We start from the raw sequence: 18,963 nt of genomic DNA on the forward strand, positions 1-18,963 counted from the left end.
GTCGCGACTATAGGGCGCCGACCGCTCTGCACCTAGCGCCGACTGGACTGCCCAGCGGCAACGACCTGCCCGTCGCTCGCCGGAGTACTTTCCTCCTCGGCCTTGACCGGCCACAGCTGATCGAGCAGCTGACCCACCCAGGCGATGAGATCGGCATCCGACACACGCTCGCCGCCTGCGGTCGGCAGCGGCACGACGACCGCCTCGCCGCCCGACATGAGCTTGGCCTTCGGATAGAGCCGCTGCAGGCGCACGCGCATGGAGTCGGGCAGGTTCGCCGGCGCGACGCGCAGGTTGGGCCCCATCGCCACGACGTCCTCGAGGCCCGCCTGGGCGGCGCGACGTCGCAGCCGCGCGATCGCGAGAAGGCCCTCGACGTCCGCAGGCGGCTCGCCGTAGCGATCGGTGAGCTCGTCGACGACGAGGTCGATCGCATCGGGCTTCGCGGTGACGGATGCCGCAGCCGACAGCTTCTGGTACGCCTCGAGGCGGAGCCGTTCGCTGTCGATGTACGACTCGGGGATGCGCGCCTGCACGGGCAGCTCGAGACGCAGCTCGGTCGGGCCCTCGGTCTCTTCGCCGCGGAAGGTCGCGACGGCCTCGCCGATCATGCGGAGGTAGAGGTCGAAGCCGACGCCGGCGATGTGACCCGCCTGCTCGGCGCCGAGGAGGTTGCCGGCGCCGCGCAGCTCGAGGTCCTTCAACGCGACCTGCATGCCCGAGCCGAGGTCGTTGTTCACGGCGATGGTCTCGAGCCGGTCGGCCGCGGTCTCGCTGAGCGGCTTCTGCTCGTCGTACAGGAAGTACGCGTAGGCGCGCTCGCGCGCGCGGCCGACACGGCCGCGCAGCTGGTGCAGCTGCGACAGCCCGTACTTGTCGGCGCGGTCGATGATGATCGTGTTGGCGTTGGAGATGTCGAGACCCGTCTCGACGATGGTCGTGCACACGAGCACGTCGCTGCGCCGCTCCCAGAAGGCGTCCACGACCTCTTCGAGCGCGTGCTCGCCCATCTGCCCGTGCGCCACGGCGATGCGGGCCTCGGGGACGAGCTCCGCCAGCTGCGACGCGACCCGTTGGATGGACTGCACCCGGTTGTGGACGAAGAACACCTGGCCCTCGCGCAGCAGCTCACGGCGGATCGCGGCGGCGATCTGCTTGTCGTTGCGCGGCCCGACGTACGACAGGATCGGATGCCGGTCCTCGGGTGGCGTCTGCAGCGTCGACATCTCGCGGATGCCGGTGACCGCCATCTCGAGCGTGCGCGGGATCGGCGTCGCGCTCATCGCCAGGATGTCGACGTTCGTCTTGAGCTTCTTCAGCTGATCCTTGTGCTCGACGCCGAAGCGCTGCTCCTCGTCGATGATCATGAGGCCGAGGTCTTTGAAGAGCACCTTCTCGGTCAGGATGCGGTGGGTGCCGATCACCATGTCGACGGTGCCGTCCGCGAGCCCGGCGACCACCTCGCCCGCCTGCTTGTCGGTCTGGAAGCGCGAGAGCGCCTTGACCTTCACAGGGAAGCCGGCGAAGCGCTCGGTGAACGTCTCGAGATGCTGCTTGACCAGCAGTGTCGTCGGCACGAGCATCGCGACCTGCTTGCCGTCCTGGATCGCCTTGAACGCCGCGCGGACCGCCACCTCGGTCTTGCCGAAGCCGACGTCTCCCGACAGCAGCCGGTCCATCGGGATCGGCTTCTCCATATCGGCCTTGATCTCATCGATCGTCTGCAGCTGGTCGGGGGTCTCGGCGAACGGGAACGCCTCCTCCAGCTCTCGCTGCCAGGGGGTGTCGGGGCCGAACGCGTAGCCCTTGGCCGCCATGCGCGCCGAGTAGAGCTTCACGAGCTCGACCGCGATGTCGCGCACCGCGCGACGCGCCTTGCTCTTGGCCTGAGCCCAGTCGCTGCCGCCCATCTTCGACAGCGTCGGCGCCTCGCCGCCGACGTAGCGCGAGAGCAGGTCGAGCTGATCAGTGGGGACGAACAGTTTGTCGCCCGGGTAGCCGCGCTTGGACGGCGCGTACTCCAGCACCAGGTACTCGCGCACGCTCTTCACCGCGTTGCGACCGCCGCTGGAGACCTCGCGCTGGGTGAGCTCGACGAACTTGCCGATGCCGTGGGTCGCGTGAACGACGTAGTCGCCGGGCTTGAGCTGCAGCGGATCGACCACCGCCTTGCGGCGCGACGCGAGCTTCTTCACGACGCGCTGATCGCCGCCGATGGTGCGGCCGTAGAATTCCGACTCGGTGAGCACCGCGAGCTTGGCGTCCGGCACCTCGAAGCCCCGCTCGAGCACGCAGGCTATGAGGTGGGCGACGCCGGGCTCGGGCGCCTCGCGCACCTCGTCGACCCGGCGCGCGGCGATGCCCCGCTCGGCGAGCACATCGCGCGCACGCTCGACGAGCCCGGTTCCCGATGCCGCGACCACGACGCGCCAGCCGTCGGCGAGCAGCGCTCCCACGTGCGCGGTCGCGCCCTCGACGTTCCCGTGGAACGACGGCACCGCCGCGCCCGGCACGCGAATCGTCGCGGCGGCCTGCAAGGCGACGTCGAGGTCGTCATCGACGGAATCGAGAAGGCCCTCCGCCGCGGCATCCGCCTCTCCCGAGTCGAAGGCGCTGAGAGTCCACCACACGCCGCCGCGTTCGTGCGTCGCCTCGCGCAGGCGGGGCAGGGTGAGGAAGTCGCCGGCGCCCAGATCGACCGGAGTCGACGCTCCCGCGGTCGCAGCGCTCCAGGCCGCATCGAGGAACTCGCGGTTCGTGTCGCCGAGGGTGATCGCGCGCGTCACGGCGCGCTCGGGCTCGGCGAGGGCGACGGCAGAGCCCTTGGGCAGGTAGTCCACCAGGGTCACCAGGCGATCCACGACCGCGGGCAGGAGCGACTCCATGCCCTCGACCGGGATGCCCTGCGACATCTTTTCGAGCATGCCGGCGAGCCCCGGGAACTCGTCGCGCAGCTGCAGGGCGCGACCGCGGACGGCTTCGGTCAGCAGCAGCTCGCGGCTGGCGAGGAGCGTCACCTCGCGGACCTCGCCCGGGAGCGATCGCTGGTCGGCCACCGAGAACGCGCGGATCTGGTCGACCTCGTCACCGAAGAACTCGATGCGGTACGGGTGTGCGGCGGTGGGAGGGAAGACGTCGAGGATGCCGCCCCGCAGCGCGAACTCGCCGCGGCGCGAGACCATGTCGACGCGATGGTAGGCCAGCTCGACCAGCCGGGCCGAGACGTCGCCGAGGTCATGCCCGCGCCCGCCCATCGTGAGCTCGATCGGGGCCACGTCGGTGAGGCCGGCGGCGAGCGGCTGGATGGCGCCGCGCACCGAGGCCGTGACCACGAGCGGTGCCGACCCGTCCCACCGGGCGATCTTCGTCAGCACCTCGAGACGGGTGCCCACCGTCTCGGCGCTCGGACTGAGTCGCTCGTGGGGAAGCGTCTCCCAGGCGGGGAAGTGCAGCACCTCGGCTCCGGGCAGCAGTGCGCCCAGCGCGGGACCGATCGACTCGGCACGGCGACCGGTCGGCGCGACGAGAAGGATCGCCGGCGGCCGGCCCGCGGCACGGCGGCGTTCCAGGAGCGCCGCCAGCAGCGGGGCGCTCAGCCCTTCGACGAGCGAGAAGTCGGCATCGACGGATGCCGCCGCCACCGCATCCCGGAACGGTTCAGCCTGCTCGAGGGCGCGCACGATCCCGGGAACTGTCACCGCACGAGTCTACGGCCGCGCGCCGACATCGGGATCGCCGAGGGCAGGGCGGCTCTTAGGATGAGTCCCGTGAGCGACCCCGCAGAGCCGCAGCCGAACGCCGTGCCTCCTGTCCCGACGGCACCGCAGGGTGCGTGGGCTCCGCCCGCGGTGCCGCCGTTCGGGGCCCCGCAGACATCGGGAGGAACCGCCGGCGCATACGCTCCCCCGGCCGGCTACGCGCCGCCGCCCGGGTACCCGGTTCCGGCGGGATACTCCGCGTCGGCCCCGTACGGGTACGGCGCCGCGAACACCGCGACGCCGACGCGCAGTCCGGCCCTCGGCCGGATCGCACTCCTGCTGTCGCTGATCGCGACGGGCGGCGCCGGGCTGGTCGCCGCGATCGCCTCGTTCAACATCGGGCTCGGCGCGGGCCGCGAGCTCACGATGCGTCCATTCGACGCCGGCTTCGACTGGTCGGTCCTCACCCCTGTCCGCGAGTGGGTGCTGATGGGCGAGATCGCCTTCTGGGTGGGAACCGCGCTCGGCATCTGGGCCCTCATCCAGGGCATCGTCGCGATCGTCACCCGCCGTGGGCGCGGTGCCGGCATTGCGGCCGTGGTGATCGCCGCCGTCGGGCCGTTCGTCTTCGCCGCCCTCGTGCAGGGATTCCTCACCGCGGGCCTTGCCGCCGGCACCGGCATCAGCGGCTGACCCCCCAGCACTCGCGGCCAGGAGGACCTGCTTCGCCGCGGTCAGCGCCGCCGTCGTGAACGAGCCGGGCGGGATCAGGGCCGCGGGGCGTGGTGCGTCTGCTGAGCCGCGAGCAGTCCGTCTTCGACGAGCTGCTCGACGGCATCGGCGGCGTCGCCGATCAAGATGGGCAGGTTCTTGCGCTCGGCGGAGCCGAACGGATCCAGCACCCAGTCCGCGGGATCCTGGCGACCCATCGGGCGACCGATGCCGACGCGGACACGAGCGAAGTCCGTGGAATCCAGCGCCTTCGCCACGTCCCGCACGCCGTTGTGGCCCCCGTGCCCGCCGCCGGACTTGAGCTTGATGGTGTCGAAGGGGATGTCGAGCTCGTCGTGGATGACGACGACGTTGCCCGGCTCCACGCCGTAGAACTTCGCGAGTCCGGCGACCGGCCCGCCCGAGACGTTCATGAAGGTGTTGGGCTTCGCGAGGATGAGCTTCGCGCCTCCCGGGCGCAGCCAGGTCTCGGCGACCCGGGCCTGCGCCTTGTGCGCGCGGAAACCCTCCCCGCGGCGGGCGGCGAGCTCGTCGACGACGAGCTGCCCGACGTTGTGTCGCGTGAGCTCGTAGCGCGGACCCGGATTGCCGAGACCGACGATCAGCCAGGGCTGTGCCATGTCATCCATCCTGCCCGAGGAGCTGCGCGCTTCGAGCGTCGAGAAGCAACGGTGAACAGGACGACGGGGTGCGGAATCCGCACCCCCTCGTCCGATCGGCGGGCTCGCCTGGCGAGACCCGCCGGAATCACTCGGCCGACTCGTCCTTGGACTCTTCGGCGGCCTCGGACTGCTCGGCTGCGACCTCGGCGTCAGCCTCGGCGATCTCGTCCTCGGCGGCGAGGGTCGCGGCCGGCACCGAGATCGCGACGATGAGCGTCTCGGGCTCGGCGGCCAGCGAGGCGCCCTTGGGGAGCGTGAGGTCGGCGGCGGTGATGTGCGTGCCGTCCTCGAGGCCCTCGACGTCGACCTCGACGTTCTGGGGGATGTGCGTGGCCTCGACCTCGAGCGTGATGGTCTGGGCGTCGAGGTTCGCGATCGTGCCCGGGGCCGGCTCGCCCACGACGTTGACCGGGATCTCGACCTGGACCTTCTCGCCCTTCTTCACGACCAGCAGGTCGATGTGCTCGATGACCTGGTGCACGGGGTCCTTCTGCACGTCCTTGACCAGCGTGAGCTGGTGGCTGCCGGCGACGTCCAGCTCGAGCACCGCGTTCGCGCGGCGGATGAGCAGCGCGACCTGGTGGCCGGGCAGCGCGACGTGCACCGGGTCGGTGCCGTGGCCGTAGATGACGGCGGGGATCTTGCCGGCGGCGCGGAGGCGGCGGGCGAAGCCCTTGCCGAAGTTCTCGCGAAGCTCGGCGTGGACCTTGGTGTCGGGTTCGGTCGACATGAGTTCTCCTTGCGGGCACGAACGCCCGGTGTGAATCGGCCTGCGGTGGCAGGCGCGGGATTATGGGGTCTGTTTTCGACTCGAACGCGCACGCGTGAGGAAAGCCGGGGGCCCACATCACCGCGTCGATCACGGATGCCGCAGCCCGCCGGGATCGACAGGCGCGAGGCATCCCTCGCCGAAGTTCGACACGAGTCTACCAGCGCCCCCGCTACGATGAGGAACGCACCCCTTCACCACCCGCAGCGACGGAGGATCCCATGGAATACGGTTTCGCGAGTCACGTCCTGCTGTGGCTCATCGGCGGTATGGCCGCGCTCGGCGGACTCGGCGTGGTGCTGTCGTTCTGGGGCCTCGGCCGCCAGGCGTACCACAAGGACTGAGCCCGTCGTCTAGTCCGCGCATCGCGCCGCGAGCGCGGCGCTGATGTCGCCGGCGACATCGTGGGGCGCACGGTCGTTGTCGACCACGACGCCCGGTTCATCGTCGTCGAGGTGTTCCAGCGCCTGCAGCTGCGAGGCCAGCAGAGCGGGCGGCATGAAGTGCTGGCGTGTGCTCATGCGCCTTGCGAGCTCCTCCGGCGAGACCCGCAGCTCTGCGAACACCGCGTCCGGCGCTCCGGCGAGAATACGGTCGCGGTACCGACGGGCAAGAGCCGAGCACGCCACCACGACGCCGTCAGGTTCGGAGGCGAGGGCCTTCGCGACGATGTCGAGCCACGGCATCCGGTCCGCGTCTTCGAGCGGCGTGCCCGCCGCCATCTTCGCCACGTTCTCATCCGGATGCAGGTCGTCGGCGTCGATGAATCTCAGACCGAGCCGCTCGGCCAGCACCGCGCCGACCACGGACTTGCCCGATCCGCTCGGCCCCATCACGACGATCCGTGTCGACGCCGGTGCGGTTTCGAGTCGCTCAGTCACGTCGCCACGTTAGCGGACGGCGCTCTCACAACACCGGCAGGAAAGCTGTGAGCGCTCCGCCACGCGGTGTAACACGGCTGGGCCAGACTCTAGGCTGGAAGTGTCCCCGACCCCAGGAGAATGCGTGTCCTCGAACGACTCCGCGCGCCACGGCGAGCAGGCCCAGACGAACATCTCGACCGATCAGGACCAGGCGCCCGATGAGGCGACGACCGCGCACGAGGCCGCTCCTGCCCCCGAGGATGTTCCGCGACCCACCCCCGAGCCCGAGGGCCCGGATGCGGTGGCCGCCGCCGCAACGGCGAACATCGGTGTCGTCGGACTGGCGGTGATGGGCTCCAACCTCGCCCGCAATCTGGCATCGCGCGAGGGCAACACCGTCGCCGTCTTCAACCGCAGCCGGTCCAAGACCGACGAGCTGGTGTCGGCCCATCCTGAGGCGAACTTCGTCTCGGCGTTCTCGTATGAGGAGTTCGCCGCGTCGCTGACCGTTCCCCGCACCGCGGTGATCATGGTGAAGGCCGGCAGGCCCACCGACGCCGTCATCGACGCGCTGGTGGAGGCGTTCGAGCCCGGCGACATCATCGTCGACGGCGGCAACGCGCTGTTCACCGACACCATCCGCCGCGAGAAGGCCGTCCGCGAGACCGGCATCAACTTCGTCGGCATGGGCGTCTCGGGCGGCGAGGAGGGCGCGCTGCTGGGCCCGTCGCTGATGCCCGGCGGCTCGGACGAGTCGTGGATCACGCTGGGCCCGATCCTGCGCTCGATCGCGGCCGTCGCCGAGGGCGAGCCGTGTGTGACGCACGTGGGCCACGACGGTGCCGGTCACTTCGTGAAGATGGTGCACAACGGCATCGAGTACGCCGACATGCAGCTCATCGCCGAGGCGTACGACCTGATCCGCCGCGGCACCGGCAAGACCCCCGCCGAGATCGCCGAGGTCTTCGCCGAGTGGAACCGCGGCGAGCTGGAGTCCTACCTCATCGAGATCACCGCCGAGGTGCTGCGGCAGATCGACGCCGAGACCGGGAAGCCGCTGGTGGACGTGATCGTCGACCAGGCCGGCGCGAAGGGCACCGGCGCGTGGACCGTGCAGACCGCACTGTCGCTGGGCGTGGCGGTCTCGGGCATCGCCGAGGCCACGTTCGCCCGGTCGCTGTCGAGCCACCCCGAGCAGCGCGAGGTCTCCCGCGACCTCCCCGGCCCGTCCGAGGCTCTCGAGGTCGAGGACGTCGACGCGTTCATCGAGGACGTCCGCCTGGCACTGTACGCGTCGAAGATCGTGGCGTACTCGCAGGGCTTCGACGAGATCCGCGCCGGAGCCGCCGAGTACGGCTGGAGCATCGACCTCGGCCAGGTCGCGAAGATCTGGCGAGGGGGCTGCATCATCCGCGCGCAGTTCCTCAACCGCATCACCGAGGCGTACGCCGCAACCCCGGACCTGCCCGTGCTGCTCGCGGCACCGTACTTCGTCGACGCGCTCGGCCGCGCCCAGGACGCCTGGCGCCGTATCGTGTCGACCGCGGCGACGGCCGGCATCCCCAGCCCCGCGTTCTCGTCGTCGCTCGCGTACTACGACGGTCTGCGCGCGGAGCGACTGCCCGCCGCACTCATCCAGGGACAGCGCGACTTCTTCGGCGCGCACACCTACCGCCGCATCGACAAGGACGGCACCTTCCACACCCTGTGGTCGGGCGACCGCACCGAGATCGAAGCCGAAGACACCCACTGAGCGCCGCTCGGTCCCGACCGAGCAACAAGAAGGCCGGCCCCGCAGGGGCCGGCCTTCTGCCATCATCGCGCGTCAGGCGGGCGCGATGTTGTGGTTGCGCCGGAACAGGTTGTCGGGGTCCCACTCGCGCTTGACCGCGGCCAGTCGCGACATCGTCGCCGGCGGATACATGCGCTGCGCCCACGAAGCGTCCGTCGAGACCGTGAAATTACCGTAGACGCCGGCACCGAGTGCCTCGATGCCGTCCCACCTCGCCAGAGCGGCGGCGCGGCCGTCGTCGTCGAGCATGCCGGGGATGTCGAACGCTCCCGCCATCGCGAACCAGGTCGCGTCCCGTGCGGGGAACGGCGTGTCGTCCTGAGCGACATCGCCGTACGCGCCGCCCAGTGAGCGCAGCAGCACCACGGAAGCGGGGTTCTGCTCGCGGAAGCCCACGAGACGCCCGATCGCGTCGTCGTCGAGCTCGCGCAACAGCGTGTTTCCGCCGATGAATCCGGGCATAGGCTGCTCGGGGTCGAACGCCGGAGCGTCGAGGAGCACGTCAGGGTAGGACTGCACCCCGGACTCCCGTTCACTGACGCCCGGCACGTCGAACAGCGGCGCGAGGACCCGGCGCACCGCGTCTTCGTCATCACCGATCCAGACCGCGGTGATCGTCGCGCCGGCAGGCGCATTCGGATCCATAGCGGGCACGTCCATGTAGGTGACAGTCAGCTCGAGAGGTGCCGACGCCATCACGTCGCGCAGAGCGCGCAGCACGGGGCGCGCGTCGCCGTCGATTCCCACGGTGAGCGCGACGATCCGCTCGAGCGGGTGAGCCTCGAAGTCGAAGCGAGTGACGACGCCGAAGTTCCCGCCGCCGCCCCGGAGCGCCCAGAAGAGGTCGGGCTGCGCCTCTGCGGTCACCTCGATCACGTCGCCCGCCGCAGTCACGAGCTGCGCGCCGACGAGCTGGTCGGCGGCCAGACCCCAGGCGCGCACCATCCAGCCGATGCCGCCGCCCAGGGTCAGCCCGCCGACGCCCACCGATGCGGTGTCGCCCGAGCTGATGCCGAGTCCGTGCTCGGAGAGCGTGTGGGCGACGGCGCCCCAGTGCGCGCCGCCGCCGATGCTGACGCGGGTTCCGCTGACCGACACGTCGTCGAGTGCGGAGATGTCGATCGTGAGCCCGCCGGGCACCGTGCCCCATGCACTGTGCCCACCGCTGCGCACCATGATGTCGAGGCGCTCCGCGGCGGCGTAGCGGACGGCACCGCGAACGTCGTCGACGCTCGCGGCGCGGATGATGAGAGAAGGCTCTCCGATACCGGAGTGGAAACGGCGGGCGGACTCCCAGTCGGAGTCGCCCGGACGGATGACGGTTCCGCCGATGGCGGCCGTGAGCTCGTCGATGGTCATGAGGGAAACATAGGCCCGGTCAGCGACATCGCGCTCGGCCGTTCGCCGCCAGCGAGCGAGGTTGGCGGGAAAGCGGCGGTCTTCGCCTCCTTCGGGCCCGCGACGTAGTCTCGTGGTGTGGCGAACATCCTCTACATCGGCGGCACAGGCACCATCAGCGCGGCGTGCGTGCGGCGATCCGTCGCCCGCGGGCACGATGTCACGGTTCTCAATCGCGGCAGCGGCAGACGCCCTCTGCCTCCGGAGGTGCGGAGCATTCACGCCGACGTGCGGGATCCGGAGGCGGTGAGCGCAGCTCTCGGGAGCGCGGACTACGACGTGGTCGCCGACTTCCTCTCGTTCACACCGGAGCACGTGGCTGCCGGGGTCCGCACGTTCGAGGGGCGCACCGGGCAGTTCATCTATATCAGCTCGGCGTCGGCGTACGAGAAGCCGCCCCGTCGGCTGCCGGTGACCGAGTCGACGCCGCTGCGCAACCCGTTCTGGCAGTACTCGCGCGACAAGATCGCGTGCGAGGACCTGCTCGTCGCAGCCCATCGGGAACGCGGCTTCCCGGTGACGATCATCCGGCCCTCGCACACCTACGACGAGCGCCTGCTTCCGACGCTCGGCGGATGGACCGACATCGCACGGATGCGTGAGGGACGACCCGTGATCATCCACGGCGACGGTACGAGCCTGTGGACCATCACCCACAGCGACGACTTCGCCGTCGCGTTCACGGGACTGCTCGCCAATCCTGAGGCGATCGGCGACGCATTCACCATCACCGGGTCGCACGCGCCGACGTGGAATCAGATCTACCGCTGGCTCGCCGACGCCGCAGGCGTCGCCGAGCCGGACTTCGTCCACGTCGCGTCCGACACGATCGCAGCGCTGGCGCCCCATCTGGGACCGGGACTGATCGGTGACAAGTCCCACTCCATGGTCTTCGACAACGCGAAAGTGATCGGGCTCGTTCCGGAGTTCCGGACCACGATCACCTTCGACGAGGGCGCGCGCCGCATCATCGCCCATTACGACGCGCACCCCGGCGAGCAGCGCCTCGACGCGGACGACGACGCGCTCTTCGATCGCATGGCGGCCCATGCGCGCTCCGCCGGCGGCAGCTGAGCGACGCCCTCCCACAACGGTCCTCTCCGGCGTCGCTCACAGCGCGCGCATAGGAGTCTCCATAGGAATCGCATAGGTCGAGCGCGACAATGGGAACATGACGACCCCTGCGCCTGCCCTCCTCCGCCCCGACGGATCGGCGCTGCGCGTGCTGGTGGTCGACGACGAGCAGATGCTCACCGACCTGCTCTCGATGGCGTTGCGCATGGAGGGCTGGGACGTCCGCACCGCCGGCTCGGGTTTCGAGGCGCTGCAGGCGGCTCGCGAGTTCGAGCCCGACGCGATGGTGCTCGACATCATGATGCCCGACCTGGACGGAATGGCCGTGCTGCAGCGGCTGCGCCACTCCGGCGACGACGTGCCGGTGCTCTTCCTCACCGCGAAGGACGCCGTGAGCGACCGCGTCGCGGGCCTCACTGCGGGCGGCGACGACTACGTCACCAAGCCGTTCAGCCTCGAAGAGGTCGTCGCACGGCTGCGTGGGCTGATGCGACGCGCCGGGACCGCGCATGCCGCCGGCGCCGAGCCGATCCTGCGCGTGGGCGACCTGTCGCTCAACGAGGACAGTCACGAGGTGATGCGATCCGGCGACGAGATCGAGCTGACCGCCACCGAGTTCGAGCTGCTCCGTTACCTCATGCGCAATCAGCGACGGGTCGTGTCGAAGGCCCAGATCCTCGATCGCGTGTGGAACTACGACTTCGGCGGGCGCTCCAGCGTCGTCGAGCTGTACATCTCGTACCTGCGCAAGAAGATCGACGCCGGACGCGAGCCGCTCATCCACACCGTGCGCGGCGTGGGGTACATGATCAAGGCTCCCCAGTGACGGCCGACACGGCCCTCGCCACGAAAGCGACCGCCGCGACGGATGATGCCTCGGCCGCGCTCCCCCGGCGTGCGCCGTGGACGCTGCAGCGCCGGCTCATCATCACCGTGGTCTCGATCACGTCCCTCATCCTGGTGCTGGTCGGCGTCGCCACAAGCGCGATCCTGGGCGCCGTACTCGAGGACGGCCTCACCACCGACGTGAGGGCGCAGTCGGAGCGGACGGCGACGATGGCGCGTCCCTACCTGCTCGCCGGGGCCTCCGCCCAGCAGATCCTGGCGGAGCACCCGATGGGTCCGGGGACGCTCCTCGCGGTCGAGACACCGCCCGCGGCGCCGAGCGCCGCGTATACGACGGACGACGGCTCGGTCGTCGCGCTCACGCGAGGCCAATTCGAGCAGCTGATCGCGAGCATCCCGGACGAGGGGCCGCTCGAGGTGAAGATCGACGAGGTGGGCTCCTTCCGCGTGGATGGCGAGCAGGTCGGCCAGTCCGTCGTCGTGGTCGGCATCTCGCGCGACGACGTCGCGGCGACCATCGGCTCGATGCTCACCACGATCATCCTCCTCACCGCCGGCGGCCTGATCCTGCTCGCCGCCGTCACGGCGTGGACGATCCGCGCCGGCCTCGCGCCGCTGCGCGCGGTGGCCGACACCGCCGAGCGCGTCTCGAGGATGCCGCTGGCGCAGGGCGACGTCTCGATCCCTGCGCGGGTGCCCGCCGGTCAAGCCGACCCGCGCACCGAGGTCGGTCGTGTCGGCGAGGCGCTCAACACCCTTCTCGATCACGTCGACGACTCGCTCGCGGTGCGCCAGCGCAACGAGGAGCGGATGCGCTCGTTCGTCGCAGACGCCAGTCACGAGCTGCGCACGCCGCTCGCCTCGATCCGCGGCTTCTCCGAGCTGTCGCTGCGCGCCCTCCGTCAGGCCGACGCCGCGAACTCACACCGCGCCGGCCCGCCGAGCGGCGGGGGGATGATCGAGACCACCGAAGCCTCGCTCGAGCGCATCCAGGCGCAGTCGCTCCGGATGTCATCCCTCGTGGAGGACCTGCTGCTGCTGGCGCGCCTGGATGAGGGTCAGGAGCTCGTGTACGGCAGCGTGGATCTGACCCGCCTCGCGATCGACGCCCTCGGCGACGCGCGGCCCACGGGACTGGGTCACACCTGGATCCTCGATGTCGGCGACGAGCCCGTGCTCGTGGCCGGCGACGCCGGTCGGTTGAGCCAGGTCGTCGCGAACCTGCTGGCCAACGCCCGCACGCACACGCCCGAGGGGACCACGGTGACGGTGAGCGTCACCCGGGACGACGGCACCGCGGTGCTGCGAGTGCACGACGACGGGCCCGGTATCGATCCCCGCGTCGCCGACGAGCTCTTCGAGCGCTTCTCCCGCGCCGATCGCTCCCGCGCGCGCCAGACCGGCGGCACCGGACTCGGCCTGTCGATCGCACGCGCGATCGTCGAGGCGCACCGGGGCACGATCACCGTCTCCAGCTCTCCCGGCGACACGACCTTCGAGGTGCGCCTCCCGGCGCGTCCCGCCGATCCTGCCTAATAGCCGCTAAAGGCGTCGGTGGTGATCGAGCGGGCGCGCTCCAGCGCCGGCGCCAGGTCGGCGATGAGCGCGGCAGGCCCGGAGATGTACGCGTGCCGCGCGCTGATGTCGGGCACGACCCGCAGCAGGCCGTCGGCGTCGAGCCGCACGCCCTGTGCCCAGTGCCAGTTCGCGGGAAGGTCCGCCGGCCGGTCCCGCGTGAAGACGACGACGTGGGCGCCGGATGCCTCGATCTCGGCGCGGTAGGCCAGTTCCGACGAGTCCGACGCGACGTAGATCAGCACGATGTCGCGCTCCTGGTCCGCCAGCCGCAGGTGGCGGAGCTGCGAGACGAACGGGGTCACGCCGATGCCGGCGGCCACCATCAGGATGGGCGCGGTGTCGCGCTTGGGGAGGAGGAAGTCGCCCCACACGCCCGTGATCGCCAGCTCGTCGCCGGGATCCACCTGCGCGAGGGCCTTCTTGTACGAGCTGAGGGGCTTGGCGCTGGTGCCGTCCTTGAAGGCCACCTTCAGCTGCGGCAGATCCTCCGGGGCCGAGGCGATGCTGAACTCGCGACGCGTTCCGCGGGCGTCGGGATGCCGATGCGGAACCTCGAGCTCGAGGTACTGCCCGGGCACGAACGCCAGCCGGTCGTGCACGCGGAACGTCAGCTCCCGCACGCTGGGCGTGGGCGCGGACCGCGAGACGAGCGTGAGGCGCACCGCCGTCCGCACCGCGAAGACGAACGCCACGAGGTTGCCCACCAGCAGGGCCCGCTCCTGACCGAGCGTCACATCGCCGATCGGGATCGGCCAGCCTGCCAGCACGCCGACGATCGCGGCGATCGTGAACTGCTGCCATCGCCGCGGCGGCAGGGTGAGGGGCTCCGAGAGCATGAACGCTCCCAGGAAGAGGAACGGCGAGGACCAAAGCATCTGCCAGAGGATCTCGAGCGTGTCGACGTCGAGCCCGAGCGCCTGATACTGCGACGCCGTGCGCACCACCGCGACGCCGACGGCGATCACCACGAATCCCGCGACCACGCGGAGCTTCTCGGTGCGCACGAGCACTGCGATGCCGAGGAGGATCACGGGCGCCGCGAGCGCCGGAGTGCCCACCCACCATGACGACGCGCCGAGCTGCGGCCACGCCACGCTCAACAGGGTCAGCACGGCGGCACCCACGGCTGCGGGATTGAAGACATGCCGGCCGCGCCAGGCCAGGAGGTACTTCGACAACGACGCCACCGCCGCCGCGATCGCGATGCCGGCGAGCCCGGCGAGCTCGAGCGTCGGACGCAGGATGAAGAGCAGGATGTGCGCCGTGATGAGCGAGGACTCCAGCCGCCACGGCAGGTGCAGCACGCGCTGAGCCGCGGCATCCACTCCGACGCACACCGCCGCGAGGACGGCGAGCGTCACCACCAGTTCGAGAGGGCCCGGGCCGACGAGTCCGAAGAACGACAGCAGCAGGGCGATGACGGCGAGCGTCGCGAGCGCGAGATACACCAGGCGGTACATCGAGACGCGGCCCAGCACCGCGAAGACGCGATTCCAGACGGCGGTAAGGGTTCCGAGCACGTCACACCGCCTGGAGAGGCTCGTGACCGTGTGCCGGGAGGATGACACGGATGCCGTCGCCGGGGCGCACGATGCCGCCTGCCACGACGATCGACATCACGCCCGCCAGGCGAACGGTCTCCCCCGCGTCGTCGACGTAGACGAGCTCCTTCATCAGGCCTTTGGACAGCCCGTTGATCTGAGAGCACGGGTTGCGCAGGCCGGTGATCTCGATGATGGCATCGTCGCCGAGCACCAGGCGCGTGCCCCGGGGCAGGGCGAGCAGGTCGACCCCGCTCGTGGTGACGTTCTCGCCCATCGCGCCCGGCTCGATGCCGTGACCGCGCGGGCGCATCTGCTCGAACAGCTCCTCGTGGATGAGGTGCACCTGCCGCAGGTTCGGCGCGGCCGCGTCGCGCGCCGCCCGTGAGCGGTGCTTGACCGTCGCGCCCGCGTGCGCATCGCCCTCGACGCCGAAACCGGCGATGAGGGTGATGCTCTCGCGCGTGGGCTTGCTGAAGCGGTGCGCGTCGTCGCGGGCGACGGCGACGACCTGTCCGGAAGGAGGCGAGTCGTTCACCGTTCCACGCTATCTCGTCCGCGGGAGCGGACGGCGCGGGTCGGGCACAGGAGCGTCACGTGAACAGGTCGGCGCGGCACCCGGGCGACCACTCGACGCGACCGTCCGTCGTCATCCGCACCCATTCGACGCGCCGATCGTGCGCCAGGCGCGGACCGCCGTCGAAGAACAGCGCGGTCGCGACCGCATCGGCCGTCATCGCGTCGCGGGCGACCGCCCACGTCGCCGCGATGGTCCGCACCGGAGCACCGGTGCGGGCGTCGAGGACGTGGTGAAGCCCTCCGCCTGCTGCCGAGGGCCAGGCTCGCCGATTCGTCGCCGAGGCGCAGAGCGCGGCATCCGTCACCTCCCACACGCCGACCGCGCGATGACGGTCGAACGGGTGCTCGAGCCCGATGCGCTGCGGTGCGCCCCGCACGGCGAGGTCGCCTCCCGCGTCGACCACGACGTGCCCCCGCGCATCCGCACTCTCGTCGTCGAGCACCACGCGCAGCACGAGGTCGACGAGCCGGCCTTTGCCGAGCGCACCGACATCGATGGTCGCCGGCCGGCGCAGTTCGAGGATGCCGTCGTCCCACGTGAGGACCTCGCGCCAATCCGCGGGGGCGGGGAGGGCTCCGAGGTCCTGAAGCGAGTAGGCGGCGTCATAGCCGAGGTGCTCGAGCGAGTCGCCGACGAGCGGATTGACCGCCCCACCGGTGGCGTCGGACACATCGGCGAGGACGTCGAGCATCGGCTGCGCATCGGCCGGGGCGGGCACGGCCCGCGGCCGGCGAGCGAGGCCGCGCACGAGCGAGTCGTCACGGAAACGCGACCACGCACGGTCGAACCCATCGATCGTCCCGGAGACGGCGTCCCTGGCGCCGGAGGCGAGAGGCGTCGCCGTCTCGATCTCCCACGTGGTGCCGATGGCGTCGAACCGCCAGACCGCCGGGGCACCCGTCACCGGCGCTCCGTCGTCCGGCTCGAGGCCCACGCTACGCGGCGGCCTCGGCCTTGATGGCGTCGATCGCGTCGTTGAAGCCGCCGCTGGTGAGCGACGATCCGGCGACTCTGCTGACCTGGATGTCGTCGATGTCCTCGCCGACCACCACGTCGGCGATGCCGCCGATGAACTGGCCCTGGTACTGCTCCGACTCCCGCTTCTGCGGATCGCCGGTGACCTCGACATCGGTGATCACATCACCTTCGAGCGTCACGGTGACGGAGATGGTCTCGACGGATTCCGGTGTGGAGTACGTGCCGTCGGCCGTGTACGTGCCGTCGGCGTACGCGCCGGTGCCGGACGCGCCGCTCGACCCGCCCGAGTCCGTCGCTCCCGTGTCGCCCGCCGGCTGCTCACCCGGGTCGCCCGTGTCGCCGCTCGACGGCGCGCAGCCGGCGAGCAGGGCGATGCCGGTGACGGCGACCAGGGCGGCCCCGGGGCGAGCGGGGCGGGGTGCGAGTGCGGTGCGGATCATGACGGTCCTCCTGGCTCGGGTCGTCGACGAGGTGCGATCACGACGTCGAGGAGATCCTCGCAATCACGCCTATGAAGCACCTTTGAGGTTCAGGCCGCCCCGTCGAACATGCTCGTGACGGAGCCGTCCTCGAAGACCTCGTGGATGGCCCGCGCCAGCAGCGGCGCGATCGGCAGGATCGTGAGGGTCGAGAAGCGCTTGTGCTCCGGAACGGGGACGGTGTCGGTGACGACGACCTCGTCGATCGCCTCGCTCTGAAGGCGCTGCGCGGCCGGGTCGCTGAAGATCGCGTGCGTCGCGGCCACGATCACCTTGACGGCGCCGTTGGCCTTGAGCGCCTCGGCGGCCTTCACGATGGTGCCGCCGGTGTCGATCATGTCATCCACGAGCAGGCAGACGCGGCCGTCGACCGCGCCGACGATCTCGTTGACGGTGACCTGGTTGGCGACGTTGGGGTCGCGCCGCTTGTGGATGATCGCCAGCGGCGCGCCGAGGCTGTCGGACCACGTATCGGCGACCCGGACCCGGCCGGTGTCGGGCGACACGACGGTGAGGCGCGCGCGGTCGTCGGCGCTGAGCGTCTTCTCGAAGTACTCCAGCAGTACGGGCTTGGCGAAGAGGTGATCGACGGGTCCGTCGAAGAAGCCCTGGATCTGCGCGGCGTGCAGGTCCACGCTCATGATCCGGTCGGCGCCGGCCGTCTTGAACAGGTCGGCGACCAGGCGGGCGCTGATCGGCTCGCGGCCGCGGCCCTTCTTGTCCTGGCGCGAATACGGGAAGTACGGCGCGACGACGGTGATGCGCTTGGCCGATGCGCGCTTGGCGGCGTCGAGCATGATGAGGGTCTCCATCATCCACTCGTTGACGGGCGGGCCGAAGCTCTGGATGAGGAACAGGTCGCAGCCACGGATCGACACCTCGAACCGCGTGAGGATCTCGCCCGAGGCGAAGGTGCGGTACTCGGTGGGCACGAGCTCGGTGCTCAGCTGCTCGGCGACCTCGGCGGCCAGTCCGGGGTGCGAACTCCCCCGCGCGATGACCAGCCGCTTCTTGGTCTTGGCGACAAGACCCGGCGCGATGTCGTTCTCCCGGTCGAGCTCAACGGTCTTCTTCTTGCGCCCCATCGTCCGCTTTCTGTGCGGACCGAGCCTTCGCCGCGACGTCCGCGGCCCCGGTTCCCGGTCTGTTCTTCTCGACCCACCCCTCGACATTGCGCTGAGGGGCGACACTGAGAGCGAGAGCACCGGCAGGGACGTCTTTGCGGATGACGGCCCCTGCTCCGGTCTTCGCGCCGTCTCCGATCCTAACGGGCGCCACGAAGACGTTGTGCGACCCGGTGTGGACCTCGTCGCCGATCTCGGTGCGGTGCTTGGTCAGATCGTCGTAGTTCGCCGTGATGGCGCCGGCCCCGAGATTGACCCCGGTGCCGATGGTCGTGTCGCCGATGTACGACAGGTGCGGGACCTTGCTGCCCTCGCCGATCGTCGAGTTCTTGATCTCGACGAAGGTGCCGACCTTGCCCTTGTCGCCGAGATAGGTCCCGGGGCGCAGGTACGCGAACGGCCCCACGGTTGCGCGGGCGCCGATGACCGCGAGCGTCGCGTCGGTCCGGGTGACGGTCGCACCCGCGCCGACCTCGCAGTCCACGAGGCTGGTGTCGGGACCGACCGTGGCGCCCTCGGCGATCGCCGTGCTGCGCAGGATGTGGGTGTTCGGCAGCACGGTGACGTCCGGCGCGAGGGTCGCGGTCACGTCGATCCAGGTCGTCGCGGGATCGATGATCGTGGCGCCCTCGAGCTGCCAGCGCCGCACGGTGCGCGCGTTGAGCACCCGCGCCGCCTCGGACAGCTGCACCCGGTCGTTCACGCCCAGGGCGGCTGCGGCATCCGGCGCCGCCGATGCGGCCACGATCAGCCGCGAGTCGCGCAGCAGCGCCACCACGTCGGTGAGGTACTTCTCGCCCTGCGCGTTCGCGGTGCCCACGAGCGACAGGTGCGCGCGCAGCGCGGGGG

Annotated in this window: 17 protein-coding genes; 6 read left to right on the forward strand and 11 right to left on the reverse strand. The window is 70.6% G+C overall.

Annotation, left to right across the window (positions count from 1 at the left end):
- Positions 1-32 precede the first annotated feature (32 nt).
- Entirely contained in the window at positions 33-3,698 is a 3,666-nt protein-coding gene (gene mfd / locus WYM_RS15970; RefSeq protein ID WP_019181848.1) for a transcription-repair coupling factor, read from the reverse strand.
- 60 nt (positions 3,699-3,758) lie between these two features.
- Between mfd and WYM_RS15975 the strand changes: the two genes are divergently transcribed.
- Complete coding sequence (locus tag WYM_RS15975; protein ID WP_423793919.1) at positions 3,759-4,391, forward strand: hypothetical protein; 633 nt, start codon at positions 3,759-3,761, stop codon at positions 4,389-4,391.
- A 74-nt stretch (positions 4,392-4,465) separates the two neighbouring features.
- Here the strand turns inward: WYM_RS15975 and pth are convergent, their stop codons facing one another.
- Positions 4,466-5,050 carry an aminoacyl-tRNA hydrolase gene (pth, locus tag WYM_RS15980; RefSeq protein ID WP_019181850.1) on the reverse strand — a complete coding sequence of 195 codons (585 nt, stop codon included), beginning with the start codon at positions 5,048-5,050 and terminating at the stop codon, positions 4,466-4,468.
- Positions 5,051-5,177: 127 nt separating this feature from the next.
- Positions 5,178-5,822: a 50S ribosomal protein L25/general stress protein Ctc gene (locus WYM_RS15985; RefSeq protein ID WP_019181851.1), complete on the reverse strand. Its 645-nt coding sequence runs from the start codon at positions 5,820-5,822 to the stop codon at positions 5,178-5,180.
- A 260-nt stretch (positions 5,823-6,082) separates the two neighbouring features.
- On the opposite strand from WYM_RS15985, the gene WYM_RS22425 reads away from it, so the two are divergent.
- The gene (locus WYM_RS22425; protein WP_019181852.1) at positions 6,083-6,205 is read left to right on the forward strand and encodes a hypothetical protein; all 123 of its coding nucleotides are present in this window, start codon (positions 6,083-6,085) and stop codon (positions 6,203-6,205) included.
- A 9-nt stretch (positions 6,206-6,214) separates the two neighbouring features.
- Here the strand turns inward: WYM_RS22425 and WYM_RS15995 are convergent, their stop codons facing one another.
- Positions 6,215-6,694: a gluconokinase, GntK/IdnK-type gene (locus tag WYM_RS15995; RefSeq protein WP_019181853.1), complete on the reverse strand. Its 480-nt coding sequence runs from the start codon at positions 6,692-6,694 to the stop codon at positions 6,215-6,217.
- Between the two features lie 331 nt (positions 6,695-7,025).
- Between WYM_RS15995 and gndA the strand changes: the two genes are divergently transcribed.
- On the forward strand, positions 7,026-8,477 hold the full coding sequence (gene gndA / locus WYM_RS16000) for an NADP-dependent phosphogluconate dehydrogenase (protein WP_026059869.1): 1,452 nt from the start codon (positions 7,026-7,028) through the stop codon (positions 8,475-8,477).
- A gap of 72 nt (positions 8,478-8,549) precedes the next feature.
- On the opposite strand, the gene WYM_RS16005 is transcribed toward gndA, so the two are convergent.
- On the reverse strand, positions 8,550-9,875 hold the full coding sequence (locus WYM_RS16005) for an FAD-binding oxidoreductase (RefSeq protein ID WP_019181855.1): 1,326 nt from the start codon (positions 9,873-9,875) through the stop codon (positions 8,550-8,552).
- A 117-nt stretch (positions 9,876-9,992) separates the two neighbouring features.
- On the opposite strand from WYM_RS16005, the gene WYM_RS16010 reads away from it, so the two are divergent.
- The 3 genes from WYM_RS16010 (at position 9,993) to WYM_RS16020 (ending at position 13,370) form a co-directional block, all read left to right on the forward strand.
- Complete coding sequence (locus WYM_RS16010; RefSeq protein WP_019181856.1) at positions 9,993-10,988, forward strand: SDR family oxidoreductase; 996 nt, start codon at positions 9,993-9,995, stop codon at positions 10,986-10,988.
- 97 nt (positions 10,989-11,085) lie between these two features.
- Entirely contained in the window at positions 11,086-11,814 is a 729-nt protein-coding gene (locus WYM_RS16015) for a response regulator transcription factor (RefSeq protein WP_019181857.1), read from the forward strand.
- On the forward strand, positions 11,811-13,370 hold the full coding sequence (locus WYM_RS16020) for a sensor histidine kinase (RefSeq protein ID WP_019181858.1): 1,560 nt from the start codon (positions 11,811-11,813) through the stop codon (positions 13,368-13,370). Before WYM_RS16015 ends, WYM_RS16020 begins: the two co-directional genes overlap by 4 nt.
- Here the strand turns inward: WYM_RS16020 and WYM_RS16025 are convergent.
- From WYM_RS16025 to WYM_RS20535, 6 genes are all read right to left on the reverse strand, one after another.
- Entirely contained in the window at positions 13,367-14,932 is a 1,566-nt protein-coding gene (locus WYM_RS16025; RefSeq protein WP_019181859.1) for a hypothetical protein, read from the reverse strand. The genes WYM_RS16020 and WYM_RS16025 overlap by 4 nt on opposite strands.
- Before the next feature lies 1 nt (position 14,933).
- On the reverse strand, positions 14,934-15,491 hold the full coding sequence (locus tag WYM_RS16030; protein ID WP_019181860.1) for an MOSC domain-containing protein: 558 nt from the start codon (positions 15,489-15,491) through the stop codon (positions 14,934-14,936).
- 55 nt (positions 15,492-15,546) lie between these two features.
- Positions 15,547-16,437, reverse strand: coding sequence for an FAD:protein FMN transferase (locus WYM_RS16035; protein ID WP_026059870.1), 891 nt, complete (start codon positions 16,435-16,437; stop codon positions 15,547-15,549).
- 31 nt (positions 16,438-16,468) lie between these two features.
- Positions 16,469-16,951, reverse strand: a complete 483-nt coding sequence (locus WYM_RS16040) for an FMN-binding protein (protein WP_019181862.1) — start codon at positions 16,949-16,951, stop codon at positions 16,469-16,471.
- Positions 16,952-17,040: 89 nt separating this feature from the next.
- Positions 17,041-18,075 carry a ribose-phosphate diphosphokinase gene (locus tag WYM_RS16045; RefSeq protein ID WP_019181863.1) on the reverse strand — a complete coding sequence of 345 codons (1,035 nt, stop codon included), beginning with the start codon at positions 18,073-18,075 and terminating at the stop codon, positions 17,041-17,043.
- Positions 18,050-18,963 (reverse strand): hypothetical protein (locus WYM_RS20535; RefSeq protein ID WP_019181864.1); only part of this gene is annotated, 914 nt, incomplete at its 5' end. The genes WYM_RS16045 and WYM_RS20535, both read right to left, overlap by 26 nt.

The organism is Microbacterium yannicii PS01, from assembly GCF_000304335.1.
GTDB classification, from domain to species: domain Bacteria; phylum Actinomycetota; class Actinomycetes; order Actinomycetales; family Microbacteriaceae; genus Microbacterium; species Microbacterium yannicii_A.